Origin of the sequence: Pontiella sulfatireligans (genome assembly GCF_900890705.1) — a bacterium.
Taxonomy (GTDB): Bacteria; Verrucomicrobiota; Kiritimatiellia; order Kiritimatiellales; family Pontiellaceae; genus Pontiella; species Pontiella sulfatireligans.
In genome coordinates this window covers 626765-639602 of the sequence record NZ_CAAHFH010000002.1, presented here as the reverse complement: position 1 = coordinate 639602, position 12838 = coordinate 626765, and the positions used below count along the sequence as shown (strand labels likewise).

The following is a 12838-nucleotide window of genomic DNA, read 5'->3' as shown; positions in this document are numbered from 1 at the left end:
GAAGACTGAAGGGTTTTGGGCCTCTGTTTTTGGCGTTGCATAAAGTGGGGCGCAGATCAATTCCAATACGTTTTTCATGCGCAATGGAACGGATCTCTGTCCGTGTTGTTTCTCAAAGCATCTCAGCATCGGCGACGAGGTTGTCCATAATGAAGTCGCGGCGGTCGGGCGTGTTCTTGCCCATGTAGAAAGAGAGGATCTCGGAGATCGAATGGTCGCCCTGAATATCGACCTGTGAAAGGCGCATGTCGTCGTCGCTGATGAAATCCTTGAATTCCTTCGGCGAGATTTCCCCGAGCCCTTTGAAGCGGGTGATCTCCGCGCCGCGGCCGATCCTGTTGAGCGCTTTTTCGCGCTCCTCTTCGGAGTAGCAATAGATTGTTTCCTTCTTGTTGCGCACGCGAAACAGCGGCGTTTCGAGAATCTTCAGGTGGCCTTCGCGCACGAGCGATTCGAAGAAGCACAGGAAGAACGTGATCATCAGGTTGCGGATGTGCAAGCCGTCGACGTCGGCGTCGGTGGCGAGGATGACGTTGTTGTAGCGCAGGTTGTCGAGGTTTTCCTCAATGTTGAGGCCGCGCATCAGGTTGTAGATCTCCACGTTTTTGTAGAGCGCATCGCGTTTGAGGTCGCAGACGTTCAGCGGCTTGCCCTTGAGGGTGTAGATGGCTTGGTTGTTGGCGTTGCGGCAACTCACGATTGAGCCGGCAGCGGACTGGCCCTCGGTGATGAAGATCTGGGTTTCGAGGTGTTTCTGCTTCGTGCGGTCAAAGTGGTTTTTGCAATCCTTCAACTGTGGAATGCGGATGGAGACCGACTTCGACCGTTCGCGGGCGAGTTTTTTGACCGAGTTAAGTTCTTTGCGGAGTTTCTGCGTCTCCTCGATTTTGGTGATCAGCTTTTTCGCTTCGTCCGGGGCGCGGTGCAACAGGTCGGCGACGATTTGCGAAACCCTCGCCACGAGGTCGGAGCGGAGTTCCGTGTTGCCGAGCTTGTTCTTGGTCTGGCTCTCGAAGATCGGTTCCTTTAGGCGGATGGCTATGGCGCCAAGCACGCCTTCGCGGACGTCGTCGCCGGAAAACTTTTTGTTGGCATAGTCGTTGATGCCGCGCAGCAGCCCTTCGCGGAAGGCGGAGAGGTGGGTGCCGCCGTCGGAGGTGTACTGGCCGTTGACGAAGGAATAGTATTCCTCGGAAAAGCGGTTGGTGTGGGTGAGGGCGATTTCCAGCGTCTTGTCGGCATAGTGCAGCGGGGGATAAATTTTCTCGAACTGGCTTTCGTCGCGGATTAGGTCGAGCAGGCCGCCCTTGCAGTGGAAGAGTTCGCCGTTGAACCAGATTTTAAGGCTGGCGTTGAGATAGGCGTAGAAGCGCAGCCGCCGTGCGAGGTGGTCGGGATTGAACTGGAACTTTTTAAAGATCTCAGGATCGGGGGAAAAGGCGACGTAGGTGCCGTTGGGCTCGTCGGTCTTGCCCTTTTCCTCGCGGACGAGTTTGCCGAGCTCGAACTCGGCCTCCACATATTCGCCCTCGCGGTGGGAGCGGACGAGGAAATAGGTCGAAAGTGCATTCACGGCCTTGGTGCCGACGCCGTTAAGGCCGACGCTGAATTGGAATACGTCGTCGTTGTATTTTGCGCCGGTGTTCATTTCCGACACGCAGGCCACCACTTTGCCCAGCGGGATGCCGCGGCCAAAGTCGCGGATCGTCACCAGGTCTTCTTCGATGGACACGTTGATCCGGTCGCCGTGGCCCATGATGAATTCGTCGATTCCGTTGTCGATCACCTCTTTGACGAGGATGTAGATTCCGTCGTCATAGTGCGCGCCGCTTCCGGTGCGACCGATATACATGCCTGTACGCAGGCGGATGTGCTCGAGCGACGAGAGCGTCTTGATCTTGTCTTCAGTGTATTCGTGCTTCTTTTTTGGGGCCATTTGCCTAAATTCCTCTAAAACCACAAGATATGGATATGGTTTTCTTCTAAACCCACAAAATGTAGCAATTCAGCCGTCGGCCTTCAAGAGGTTCGCCGTCCTTTTTGTTGGGACGGCAAGCCATTGGCATCCAAGGGATGGAAACGGACGTAAGCTCTTTACAACAGATGAAAGATGCCTATTATTTCTTCCAATTGAGAAACCGGAGAGATGCAATGAGATACATATTTCGGGTAATGGCCCTTCTTTTGACTGTCACGATGCTGGCCTCCACCGGCTGCAAATCTAAATCAGCCAAGAGCGAGGGGGCGAAGCAGGGTGCTGCAAGCGGTTCGGTGGGTGGCGCTGTAGGTGGCTTTCTTTGGGGGTTGTTTACGGGAAATCCGCTGGGTGGCGCCGCCAAAGGCGCGGCCGTTGGTGCTGGAACGGGTGCGACCATGGGGGCCTTGGGCGGCGCAAAAAGCGACCGCGAAATGAAGGCCGAGTTTGGCGAAAGCAACTATGAGGCGCTGATCGCCTTGGTTCACCGCGACTACGGCAAGGCCAAGACCCTAGTGGCTCAGACCGCCAACGATCCCAATCCCAACTACCGCATTGCATCGGCCGGCATCTCTGCGCTGATCGCCAGAGAAACGCTCTCGAATGAGGAAATGGAGCCTTACTATGCCAAGATGATCGAGGTGTCCGGCGACGTAGAAACGCGCGAAGATGCGAAGGTCGAGATCCGCTTGGCCCAGCGTGATCTAAAGTCTATGCGCAAACAGTTCAGGGTTCGCTAAATCCCGCGAAACCTAATGGCTCAAAAACGCAAAGGCATGACTTCCAAGAAATGGCCGTATGTCGCGGTCGGTGTTTTTCTGGCGTGGGTGGTGGCGGAGGGCCGGTTCTACATTCCCAAATACATTCGCCCGCCCAAGGGGGTTGAACCGGTGGAGGTTGAGATGAAAACCACCTCCTACTGCCACTGCCGCCGCTGCTGCAACTACCGCTGGTTTCTTTTTCTGCCCTATCAGAAAACCGGGTTTTTTTCCTTCCGGCTCAAGCACGTCGGTAAAACCTCTTCGGGAGCGACGGCGCGCCCCGGGACCCTTGCCGCCGACACCTCGGTCTATCCCTACGGGACGGTCATGCGTATTCCTGGCTACGGCTATGGCCGCGTCGAAGATACCGGTGGAGCAATCAAAGAAAATCGAATCGACCTCTACCGCCCCAACCACTGGTTCGCCTGTCAGTGGGGCGTCCGCACGGAGAAAGTTCAGATATGGCTTTCGCCCAAAACTGATATCGAGGACGTTTCTGATTTGCCGAAAGAAGGAAAATAAGGTATTTAGATTGTTTGTTTGGCTTATGAAAACTAATAGCACAAATGGAGGTGCGAAGATGAAACGGGTGATGAGTAGTGTTTTAAGTTTGGCTGTTGTCGGGTGCGTTGTGGTGGCAGAGGCCCAGTCGAAATTTCCGCTGAAAGTGGATATCGACGTTTCCACGAAACGTGAAAACAAAAACATTGGCGCGGGCAAAGATGGCCAGGCGAGAGTGGAGCAGGTACAGGTGCGCGTAAAGATCCACAAATCAGGCGGGCAGCCATATACGAAACCGATTCATGGTGAATTGTATGTCATCGGAAAGCAGATTCAGACCGGATACTACGCAGTCATTGATGTGCAGAAAGGCTCGGGCGTTTTTTCGAAAGAAAACGACAACAGCTTCGAGTACAAGAGTCCGTTCTATTCCCTTCCGCGGACCAGCGGAAACATTAATGTCGGCGGCACATATGAAACCTATCTCGTCGTAGTAACCGATGAAGAGGGAAATATTATCGGCACCCGTTGCGGCCGTTCGATTAGTGACAAGGGCATTGCCTTCATCCGCGAGCTCGGCTCTGAAACCCTCTTCGATCGCGATGGCAATGTGATCGGAAAGCTGGAGAATCCTGGCAAGGCCTTCAAGAAGGCCGTTCCGGCGGCGGTAAACCCCGGCAACGACGACTAGGATTTATGTTCTAATCCATGGGAAAGCGGCTCCTTTGGCGGGCCGTTTTTTTTTATTTTCATTCGCTAAAAGCACAAAAGCTCAAATGCCCCTTGCCTTGGCGGGCACGATTCATGTATTTCTACCGTCCGCTTTTCAACCAAATCGGGCCTGTAGCTCAGTTGGTCAGAGCAGGAGACTCATAATCTCTTGGTCGGGGGTTCAAGTCCCTCCAGGCCCACCACTCTAAAACCCTGCAAACAAAGGATATCTCCAATGTTTGCAGGGTTTTTCTTTTCTATAAGCCTGAATAGGTGTTCTGCGCGGTTCCGACGTGTTCCGCTATATAATAAACACCGTAAGTCCACGTTAAGCCACGGTAAAGACACGGCAAAACCACAGTTAAGCCACAGTTAAGCCACGAACGACAAAAACAGGCCACGAGAAGCGCCTGCTATGGCCTGTGTCGTGGTCTGCCGCAACCCTCTGCGGTGATGCAAATGCAGGCAGTGGTAGGGGATGGGGGAGGAGGGGGGCGCGGCCCCTTCTACATACCTATATGGTCTCGAAAAAATATTTCAAATTTTTTGAGTTAACAGGAGAGGAGCGCCTTTTCGTCGTGGGCACGGGTGCAACCTTGAGCAACTACAGGACACAAAACCCTTTAAATTTCTTATGACATTGCCTATGTTTTCGTTAACCAAGCGAACGAAAGGCGGAACGGATGCACGCAAAACGATTGTGGGCCTGTGCCCTTTTTACATTCAGCGTGATTTATTGCGGTTATGGAACTTCATTTGTTCTCTTTAGTAATTAGCCCCCGGCTGGTTAGCACATCAACACTACGATCATAATACCCCGTATATGCAAAATGCAGATCTTTAAAATCATTAACACTTTTTGCGTTTCCTATTTTGTAGATCAGCATCTGACTGGCGATGTACCACTTGTCGGCTTCCGCATTGCAAGACTCGGCCTCCGCAGCTTTGCCCTGCAATTGAGCTACCTCCTCTTCAAGAATTGCAACATGACGGCAAAGAGCGTCTCCGCGGTCTGTCAAATCGTAATTGCAAGACTCGGCCTCCGCAGCTTTGCCCTGCAATTGAGCTACCTCCTCTTCAAGAATTGCAACATGACGGCAAAGAGCGTCTCTGCGGTCTGTCAAATCGTAGGTCTTGTACGAAAACCACAGCAATCCGAGGACGCTTAAAATGAACAAGGCAATAAATATTCTACGAGGCTTAAAGTGAATAACTTTAACTTCAATTGTTTTGATACGACCGCACCTATGGAATGCCAAGAGAGTAAGCAATATCCCAAAGATAATTAAGACCGCATAAACGCCATAGGGGTGCTTGTAGACGGTCGCCTTGGATAAGGCATTCCATGCTTCATGTTTCTGATAGGCAAAGTATACGCCAACAAAACAGGCAGTTGCGCCCACCATCATTAGAACCCGCTGAATAAGGTTTGGTTTCCAGTTCATGCCTGTCTCCATTTGTTACTCACACGCCCCATAAGTTGACCAATACAAAAAGAGATCAAACCAAATGTCAGCGACAACCGGTTCCGAAGCACTGTATTTTTGGGCTCCTCTCGGATGTGCGTTTTTTAGAGACGCTTTCTTGCCGATAGATTCGGCAGATCGTAAATCTTCAAGTGAAGATATTTCTCGTCTCGTTCATCGGCATTGTTCTGCTCCTTTTTCGGCTTGGTGTCAAAGGCGCAGCACTTGAACTCTCGACGTTCCTGCCTTCATGGACAATGACTTGTTTATCTCGGCAGGGGTTCGACGGTCTTCAATGCTTTGGCCGGCCTAATCGTTGTCCGCTTCAACTCCATCGATCGTGACGGGCACCCCAAGAATCTCCGCCAACCGTCCCGCGATGAACGACGCGCCTCCTAGCTCCTTGACGATCTCGGCACCGGAACGGCCGGCGAACCCGCAGACATACTCCAGAATGGCGGAAGGATCGGGCCGGTTATCTCTTCCCTCCCGTTGCTCGCGAAACACATCGAGAATCCCCGTCATGTCGTCGTATTGTGAAAGGGCTTTCGCGAAGTCCTGAGGGCTTGAGGTGTTGCACAGGATGGTCTCTAAGCGCTGAATGAGAAAGTCTGGGGTTATTTCTCCGTTGTTTCCCTTTAACTTTTGAAGCTGGAGAAACATGATGCGGTCTTTCACTTCGGGATTGGTATTACGGAGGCGCGACGCCCCTGAATGCGCAGACTTTTTGTCTTTGCTTTTAAAGCCGCTTTGCATGTATGCGTCGCCTTGGGGTACTCCATCGACAACTAAATTTGCGAACTTCTCCCATTGAGTATTCTTCAGCGGTTCCTCGGCACTTCGGTTCTCATTTTTTTTGCTCATGATGTTATTCCTTTTTTGTCTGTAACTATTATCGACCCTTATCACCCGCGGTTCTGATCGCTTCTGATTCGAAATTGGTCGATGGTCATTCCGGCCTTTCTTTGCAGTATTCAAAGTGTTTCCGTCCGTTGAAGGAGTCCGAGGGGCCAAAACTTATCAACGCCCTGTTACCAAAAACCCTCCTGTTTCTCTTTTTGCGCGCTGTGGCCACGGTGTCATTCCTTAATGGTTCGCTTCGTTTGAGAAAAACTCTGGCGCTTTTCCGGGATTAGTACGCTTGGGCGTGATGCGCAGGTTGTCTGCATGAAGTTCCGCCCATTCGGTCGGCAGGTCTCCATGCGTGTACTTGTCGCACTTAACTTGCAACACGTCCCTGTGCCCGCTTTTCATGCAGTAGCAAAAAGCGATTTGGCAGGACTGCTCCAGTGCGCTGGTGTGGATCGCGTCCTCCTTGTGCGGCATGGCGTAGTCGGGATTCGCGTTGTTGGAGTCCCTGCGGCATTGCGACGTGAATAATCCCACGCGCCCAGTTTCGGTGCAGTAGTTCTTGAACATGCTGGCGTGTGCCTCGATGGATTCCGTTGCGGTTCCCAGCCGGTTCATCTTCGCGATGTAGTCAATCCCGACAACATGGATGCGGCGGCCTGTGATGTTCTCCAGCCTTTGAATTTCGGCCTCCATCTTTTCCACGGTCAGTTTTGGTGTTTTGGGAAGATAAACATGATCCAGCTGGGGCAGGGTCATATCATAGCCGTTGCGCACCCTCTGGACGGCATCCCTGAAGCTTATGCGGTTTTCCATTGCGATATAGCGAAGGGCAAGCGTGTTGATGCTCAATTCCAAATCAAAGATACAGAAATTCAATTCCCGGAAGGTAAAGGGCAGGTTGTGCATGAGGCGGGTCTTCCCGATACCTGTCGGCGCAACCATCATGACTGCGTCGCCCTCCATGGCTTCAACGGCCATTCCGTCGCCATACACGCGCCGAAAATCCAAAAGAGGTTTCAGGCCGGAGGCCTTCCCCTCGCGAATTACGCGGGCGCAGATGTCGGTTGCAATGTTCAAGCTACTTTGGTCAACGCCGCGCGGTATTGGATTGCCGTCCATCAGTTCGTCAACAAGGAAGCCCGTTGCTGGCTCTTTGCCGTGAACTTCGAAATAGTCCGCGAAGTCGTGGCCCTTGTATTCCGGATGCGCCAAAACAAAGTCGTCGGGCATGTGGATTGTAAGGAGTGATTCGACGTGTCCGGCCAACGCATCGGCAACGAGCTTAAGCCACCCTTCGCCGCCCTCGTCGCTATCGGGCATCAGGATGACTTTCCGGTTCGTAAGCGGTTCTAGGTATTGCTCAAGCCACGATTTGCAACCAAACCCGAACGTCGTGCCCACATACCCGCATTCACAAACAGCGTCGGCTGTCTTTTCACCTTCCACCAGAAAAACCATGTCCTCTGGTTCCGCCGTGATCTTGTCGAGGTTGTACAATATGCGGGATTCCTTCGGGCAGGTGCGGGAGCCATCGGGCATTTGGGGCATGAATCGCTTTCCTCCGTCGTCTAGCTGAACGCGCTCCATGCGGTAGGCCACTTCGCCGCGCTCGTTGCGGTAGTCGTGCCAGATGGATTCAACCGGCTTGGGCTTTGGCTTGGCCGTCTCGCCCTTGACGGTTTTCGGTTTGGGGGTTGGTTGGTCATCAGTCAGGCCGAACCACTCCTTGAGTTTCAGAAAGGCGGCGTGGTGGTCGATCTGCTCATAGGCGGCCACAAAGTCGATGTTGCTGCTTGCCGTGCCACAGCCCCGCGTTCTGCACGTCCAGCGCTTGCCCTGGTCATGTATACCGAAGCCTTGGGTGTTGTCGGCGTTTGGATGGATCGGGCAGCAACGGTTTCCGCTCTTGTCCACCTCAAGGCCGTAGCGAGCCAACACGTCTTTCATGCTGATGTGCTCCCGGACATAATCGTAATCGTACCTCATGCCCGCGCCCTCTTGATTTTGCCGTCCTCAACGTCACCCATGATCCACTTGGTAACGGCTAGTTTCCAATCCTTCATCTTGCCGCCTTTCCCGCCACTCAATCGCCAGTCCGCATTTTCGTAGTGGCAGAATATTTGTTCGGCCATGGATTCAGTCTTGTCTTCGGCTATTTCGAGCTTCTTTGCCTTGGCAGTATTCCAGATATGTTCAGCCACCTGTTTTTTTGTCGGGGCGATGAATTTGGAATTAGGGGCGGGCGGGGGTGCTTCATCAGAAGCCCCACACTCTCCTATCTTCTCTAATCTCATCTTCTCTTCTCTTATCGGTTCCGTCTGGGTTTTGTTTGGAACACCCACAGATAACCCATGGGTTTTTTCTGGGTTCTTTTTTGGGCGTCTTCCGCCCTTCCCTCCGTTGTTCCAACTTGCAATAAGCGAAGCGTTCACAGCATCCCAATCGTGGATAACGATGTGATCGTCCTTAATCTCAATGAAGCCGACTTCCTGCATGGCCGCCTCAAATTTATCGGCATCGTGAGGGGTGGCTTTGCAGATTGCTTTTAAGAGGCCGTCGCATGTCCGGGCAAACCGGGATGTCTTCCTGTTTTGACAGTGCGCCCAAAGACGGATGACATAGGTGGGGGCGCAAGGATCGTCCAGCAGGTCGCAAAGCAAAACGGTCTTCCAGTGATCAAGGAAGTCGGGTTGTACGATCATAACCGCTCCCCCTTGTCGATTGTGCGTTTGGCAAGTGCCAGCGACTGTTTATTATCCAGTCCGGTCAGCAGTTCAAGGATATGGACGGCGTGCTCGATGTCGGCGGTCTTGATGCCGTGTGCCCAGCGGACGGAAAGGCGGTCGAGTGCAGTGTCGGCCCGGTCGCGCAGGTGGGTTACATGCTGGAAACATGATTCGCACAGTCCTTCCATCGGGTCGCCAAGGTGAATATCAACCCTGTCTGGATCGAAGCTTGCGGCGCATCGGGTGCAGGTAGGGTGATTACTCATCGCGAAGCCTCCTCGCCCTTGAGCCACTTAAGCATGTCGGCCACAAACTCACCGGCCCTGAGCGGTTCCTCATCCGCTAAAGCCTTCAGCAGGCCGGATACTTCGCGGATAGTCAGGCCGGGGCACCCATCCAGAAACCGTTGCGTGAAAGTTCTCGTTGTCGCCGCAACGATGGATTCATACTCGATCAAGTTCGGTGTGTGGCTTGAGTCAGGGCCGGCGCTTTGATCGCAGATTGCTTGTTCTTCTTTTGCATCTCGGAAGATGTCACGCAACATTGAAAGTCCCCAGCAGGCCGCCAGTTCAAGCAGTCGTTCAGGGGGCAGGCCGTGGCAAACGTCGGAGGTGTGTTGCATTTCGTCAACCAACCATTCGGGAAGGTCAACCGTCTTGGTGCTTTCTTTCGAGGGGGCAGTCGCGTTCATCGTTCACCCCCTGCAACGATTGCCCGGACTTCGGCGGCATCGTAACGCACGGTGCGAGCCGTAATTCTAATGGGTCTGAGCTTTCCGGATTTTTCCCAGCGCTTGAGGCTCCCGGGGTGGACTCCGAAAACCGCTGCCGCTTCCTTACGGCTCATGGTTTCGGGTCTGTGTTCGGTGGGTTGCTTTGTTGCGGCGAGAATCCGCTTCTTTTCTTCGGGTGTGGCCTCGCTGATTACGAGGGTGGTTCCTGCGTCTGTGATGTTCATGCTGTACCTCATCGTTCCGACTGGGACTCATTCCCGGTCTTGATGCAGGTACTTCAGCACAGGAGGGCTTTTTACGTACGGCTAGATGGGAGTAAGATTAGCCCCCAGATAGCCGTTTCTCTTTCAGAACTTCGAGAATCAGTTTCTGGGGGTCTTCGTATGGAATTCCTATGCAGTCCAGTCCGATGATGACTAGTTTGTAAAACGGATTTATGGTTGCTGACGAGGGGGCAGGGCTGCCGCAGTGTGTGGCCAGCTCATAAGTGATCAATAGACTTCCTACCAACTCCTTTGCCTGTTTACGCTTTGAGCTAGAGGGGTCTGCCCCATAGCCGGCCTCGCAGGTTCGTTCCAACCGTGAAAAAATAAACTCTGATATTTCAAAAATATGGGAGTCGTCACACATTCCGGCTTTCGTCATTTCTGTGACAAGACATGCATCTAAATACCTCCTCGTAAAGGGACTCATTTGTTTGAGTGCGGATCGTAATCGCTCCAAATCCTGTTCAATCTCTGAACGTTTGGGTTTGGCCGGATTCGTATAGCGAGCACCACTTACGTTCTCTATAAAGAAAGCTTCTGTCACCTTTCTGTAATAATCCGGCAATTTTGGATCAAAGTTATCATTTAACCAGCAGCGCAACGCTATTTCGTGTTCGTCGCTCAGTTCTTCATTGAAAGGGCCAAGCCATGATTTCATCGCGCTACCTCCAACAATTCACCCTTGATCTGCTTCCAGTTTTTCGCGGTCATGCCTTCCAGTTTTTCGGCTATCCAGTCCGGCACCGTCAAGGCAGCGGGCTTGGGATCATCCAGCACCAACACTTGGGCGGTGCGGACGGCGGCCTCCTCGCTTACGTGGGTATAATGCGCGGTCATGGCAGGACTAGAGTGTGCGACGTTGCCTTGAATCATGGCTTGCGGGGTTCCGCGTTCGGCGTGCAAGGAAACGTAAGTATGACGAAGACTGTGAAAGCCAACCTCCACCACGGCGCGTTTGCCGGTGTGTTTCCAGATATATTCATGCTTTCCTGTTGGGTCGGGGGCTTTGATATATCCGGTTCCGATTTTGTGAACTTGGATTCCGCATGCCTTGAAATGCTTTTGAATTTCGTTTGAAATATTGGGTTGCTTGGTGGGTCGCCCGTCCTTGTTTCTGTAGGTATAAAGCTCCGCGAAGCGGGGGAGAATGTAACCTTTGCGCTTGATGGGCGGGATCATGGCTAGAATGTCGAAAAGGGCGGGGGGGATGCCTAGACGAACAGATTTTCCCTTTTTTGCTGTTTTATTTGGAATGCGAGTAATCAGGCCACGGTCTAAATCGACTTCGCCCCAAGAAAGCGTGCAGCAATCACCCAGGCGCAACCCCGTAAACGTTCCAATAGTCAGCAGGGTTTGAAGATCGCCTTCCGCCTTCGTCAAAATCTCTTTGAGTTCGGCAATAGTCAGTTCCCGACGGCTTTTGGTGTTAAGCTCTTCCCGGCCTACCTCGCTGAACGGATTCTTTTTTATTCCGGCCTGTTTACCTAGCACAAAAAAAAGCAGTTCAAGAAAGCCGGTGTGCTTGTTGTAGGTGTTGGCGCTTAATCCGCTTGAAATTAGATAGTCGGCATAGGCTTCTGCCATTGTCTGGGTAACATCTTGCAGGCAATGGGTGTCAGGCTCGTTAACCTCAAGCCACTCCATAAATACGTTCCAGTAGCCGGAATAGTAGCGCAATGTGTCTTGGCCTGTTTTGGTTTTAGTTTTGGTTTTAGACCTCGTTTGCTTTTTTCGCTTTTGGCTGACTTTGTAGACTTCCCATGCTTCGGATAGAGGGATAGCGGGTATGGCTTCATCCTTGGCTTGCTCTTTTTTACCAGTGGCCCGTTCAAGGGCGGCGGTCATGGCCTCTAGCTGTTCTTCCCGCTTTCCGGCTCTCATGGGGGCTGTAAGCCTCTTGCGCTCGGCCTCGGCTTTGCGTAGGTCGGTTATCGGTTTTCCATCTTTGCCGGTCAGGGCGTGGCGCTCGCGCTTGCCGTTAATGGTGTACTGAATCCAGAATACGCCCGGTGTTTTATTGTCCGATGGGAACTCTTTGCCGTCTGGGGTTCGCTTGTACAGCCGTCCGGTTCCTCGTGCGCTCCGAGTTTTTTTCTTCGTGGCTTTGGCTTCGTTGCTCATGGCCTGTGCTCCTTTGCTTTGATCTGTGCCGAAGCGTGCCGAAGGAGGGGAGAATAAACAAGATAAATCCACCTTAAGCCACGAAGTATTTTGCAATAACCCTGCAAACATTGACAAAATTCCATATCAAGAATAGTCTCATAATCTCTTGGTCGGGGGTTCAAGTCCCTCCAGGCCCACCACTTCAAAACCTCGTTATCTTCAATGATAGCGGGGTTTTTGTTTGTTTGGGGGGTGTTGAGGTGTTCTTTGCTGTTCGGCATTGTGGTAACTGTTCTGGTTTGTCGAAATACCACAGAAGTACCACAGGGTTTGAGGTGGGTGTTTGTTCGCGCGTCTTCGGGCATAGCAAGCGAGGCTGATTGGTGTGGTGCATGGGGGGGGCAAAGAGCCATTGATGCTGGAAGGAGGTTGCGATGAAGATTGACCAACTAGATCGGGAGGTGCTGAAGCGGTATCGGGATGCCCGTAAAGCAATAGCTAAGCGGGCTTACCGGACTACAGCTCTAGTTCATCTGCTGAGTCTGTTGCGGCACTGCGGCGATGATTCGATTGAGGTCTGCCCGATGGCTTTGGCTATCGTGGCGGATCTTGTTGATGCTGCCGCTACGACCATCAATGAGCTGTTGGATCAATGGCTCTACGTTGGGGATGCTGAGGCGGTGCTGGAGGGGTGAACAATGAGGCTCCGAGAGGGGCCTTTGTTTTCTAGTAAAATGTACTAGT

General features: G+C 52.6%; 14 protein-coding genes and 1 tRNA gene. 5 read left to right on the top strand and 10 right to left on the bottom strand.

From position 1 onward, the window contains the following. Positions 1-112: 112 nt before the first annotated feature. Positions 113-1936, bottom strand: a complete 1824-nt coding sequence (locus tag SCARR_RS15700; protein WP_136062618.1) for a toprim domain-containing protein — start codon at positions 1934-1936, stop codon at positions 113-115. A gap of 215 nt (positions 1937-2151) precedes the next feature. Between SCARR_RS15700 and SCARR_RS15695 the strand changes: the two genes are divergently transcribed. The 4 genes from SCARR_RS15695 to SCARR_RS15680 all read left to right on the top strand — a co-directional run bounded on the left by SCARR_RS15695 (position 2152) and on the right by SCARR_RS15680 (position 4151). After that, the gene (locus SCARR_RS15695) at positions 2152-2715 is read left to right on the top strand and encodes a hypothetical protein (RefSeq protein WP_136062617.1); all 564 of its coding nucleotides are present in this window, start codon (positions 2152-2154) and stop codon (positions 2713-2715) included. 15 nt (positions 2716-2730) lie between these two features. Beyond that, positions 2731-3258, top strand: a complete 528-nt coding sequence (locus SCARR_RS29115) for a 3D domain-containing protein (protein ID WP_136062616.1) — start codon at positions 2731-2733, stop codon at positions 3256-3258. Between the two features lie 70 nt (positions 3259-3328). Next, positions 3329-3928, top strand: a complete 600-nt coding sequence (locus tag SCARR_RS15685; protein WP_168433356.1) for a hypothetical protein — start codon at positions 3329-3331, stop codon at positions 3926-3928. Between the two features lie 146 nt (positions 3929-4074). Further along, a tRNA-Ile gene (locus tag SCARR_RS15680) sits at positions 4075-4151 on the top strand. A 549-nt stretch (positions 4152-4700) separates the two neighbouring features. Here SCARR_RS15680 and SCARR_RS15675 read toward each other — a convergent pair. The 9 genes from SCARR_RS15675 to SCARR_RS15635 form a co-directional block, all read right to left on the bottom strand. Further along, entirely contained in the window at positions 4701-5393 is a 693-nt protein-coding gene (locus tag SCARR_RS15675; protein ID WP_136062614.1) for a hypothetical protein, read from the bottom strand. A gap of 330 nt (positions 5394-5723) precedes the next feature. Continuing rightward, on the bottom strand, positions 5724-6278 hold the full coding sequence (locus tag SCARR_RS15670; protein ID WP_136062613.1) for a hypothetical protein: 555 nt from the start codon (positions 6276-6278) through the stop codon (positions 5724-5726). Positions 6279-6500: 222 nt separating this feature from the next. Further along, complete coding sequence (locus SCARR_RS15665) at positions 6501-8252, bottom strand: DnaB-like helicase C-terminal domain-containing protein (RefSeq protein ID WP_136062612.1); 1752 nt, start codon at positions 8250-8252, stop codon at positions 6501-6503. Further along, positions 8249-8761 carry a hypothetical protein gene (locus SCARR_RS15660; protein WP_136062611.1) on the bottom strand — a complete coding sequence of 171 codons (513 nt, stop codon included), beginning with the start codon at positions 8759-8761 and terminating at the stop codon, positions 8249-8251. The genes SCARR_RS15665 and SCARR_RS15660 overlap by 4 nt, the downstream gene beginning before the upstream one ends. A 203-nt stretch (positions 8762-8964) precedes the next feature. Then, a complete protein-coding gene (locus SCARR_RS15655; protein ID WP_136062610.1) occupies positions 8965-9258 on the bottom strand; it encodes a hypothetical protein in 294 nt (97 codons plus the stop codon). Beyond that, entirely contained in the window at positions 9255-9683 is a 429-nt protein-coding gene (locus SCARR_RS15650; RefSeq protein ID WP_136062609.1) for a hypothetical protein, read from the bottom strand. Before SCARR_RS15650 ends, SCARR_RS15655 begins: the two co-directional genes overlap by 4 nt. Continuing rightward, a complete protein-coding gene (locus tag SCARR_RS15645; protein ID WP_168433355.1) occupies positions 9680-9949 on the bottom strand; it encodes a MerR family transcriptional regulator in 270 nt (89 codons plus the stop codon). Before SCARR_RS15645 ends, SCARR_RS15650 begins: the two co-directional genes overlap by 4 nt. A 97-nt stretch (positions 9950-10046) precedes the next feature. Continuing rightward, a complete protein-coding gene (locus SCARR_RS15640; RefSeq protein ID WP_136062607.1) occupies positions 10047-10649 on the bottom strand; it encodes a hypothetical protein in 603 nt (200 codons plus the stop codon). After that, a complete protein-coding gene (locus SCARR_RS15635) occupies positions 10646-12223 on the bottom strand; it encodes a tyrosine-type recombinase/integrase (RefSeq protein WP_136062606.1) in 1578 nt (525 codons plus the stop codon). The genes SCARR_RS15640 and SCARR_RS15635 overlap by 4 nt, the downstream gene beginning before the upstream one ends. 305 nt (positions 12224-12528) lie before the next feature. On the opposite strand from SCARR_RS15635, the gene SCARR_RS15630 reads away from it, so the two are divergent. After that, positions 12529-12789: a hypothetical protein gene (locus SCARR_RS15630; RefSeq protein ID WP_136062605.1), complete on the top strand. Its 261-nt coding sequence runs from the start codon at positions 12529-12531 to the stop codon at positions 12787-12789. The last annotated feature ends 49 nt before the right edge of the window (positions 12790-12838 follow it).

Bases quoted from the DNA above. Each gene is read 5' to 3' on its own strand.
- SCARR_RS15640 (WP_136062607.1), bottom strand. From the start codon at position 10,649: ATGAAATCATGGCTTGGCCCTTTCAATGAAGAACTGAGCGACGAACAC.
- SCARR_RS15670 (WP_136062613.1), bottom strand. From the start codon at position 6,278: ATGAGCAAAAAAAATGAGAACCGAAGTGCCGAGGAACCGCTGAAGAAT.
- SCARR_RS15645 (WP_168433355.1), bottom strand. From the start codon at position 9,949: ATGAACATCACAGACGCAGGAACCACCCTCGTAATCAGCGAGGCCACA.
- SCARR_RS15630 (WP_136062605.1), top strand. From the start codon at position 12,529: ATGAAGATTGACCAACTAGATCGGGAGGTGCTGAAGCGGTATCGGGAT.
- SCARR_RS15685 (WP_168433356.1), top strand. From the start codon at position 3,329: ATGAGTAGTGTTTTAAGTTTGGCTGTTGTCGGGTGCGTTGTGGTGGCA.
- SCARR_RS15700 (WP_136062618.1), bottom strand. From the start codon at position 1,936: ATGGCCCCAAAAAAGAAGCACGAATACACTGAAGACAAGATCAAGACG.
- SCARR_RS15665 (WP_136062612.1), bottom strand. From the start codon at position 8,252: ATGAGGTACGATTACGATTATGTCCGGGAGCACATCAGCATGAAAGAC.
- SCARR_RS29115 (WP_136062616.1), top strand. From the start codon at position 2,731: ATGGCTCAAAAACGCAAAGGCATGACTTCCAAGAAATGGCCGTATGTC.
- SCARR_RS15660 (WP_136062611.1), bottom strand. From the start codon at position 8,761: ATGCAGGAAGTCGGCTTCATTGAGATTAAGGACGATCACATCGTTATC.
- SCARR_RS15635 (WP_136062606.1), bottom strand. From the start codon at position 12,223: ATGTTTGCAGGGTTATTGCAAAATACTTCGTGGCTTAAGGTGGATTTA.
- SCARR_RS15695 (WP_136062617.1), top strand. From the start codon at position 2,152: ATGAGATACATATTTCGGGTAATGGCCCTTCTTTTGACTGTCACGATG.
- SCARR_RS15675 (WP_136062614.1), bottom strand. From the start codon at position 5,393: ATGAACTGGAAACCAAACCTTATTCAGCGGGTTCTAATGATGGTGGGC.
- SCARR_RS15655 (WP_136062610.1), bottom strand. From the start codon at position 9,258: ATGAGTAATCACCCTACCTGCACCCGATGCGCCGCAAGCTTCGATCCA.
- SCARR_RS15650 (WP_136062609.1), bottom strand. From the start codon at position 9,683: ATGAACGCGACTGCCCCCTCGAAAGAAAGCACCAAGACGGTTGACCTT.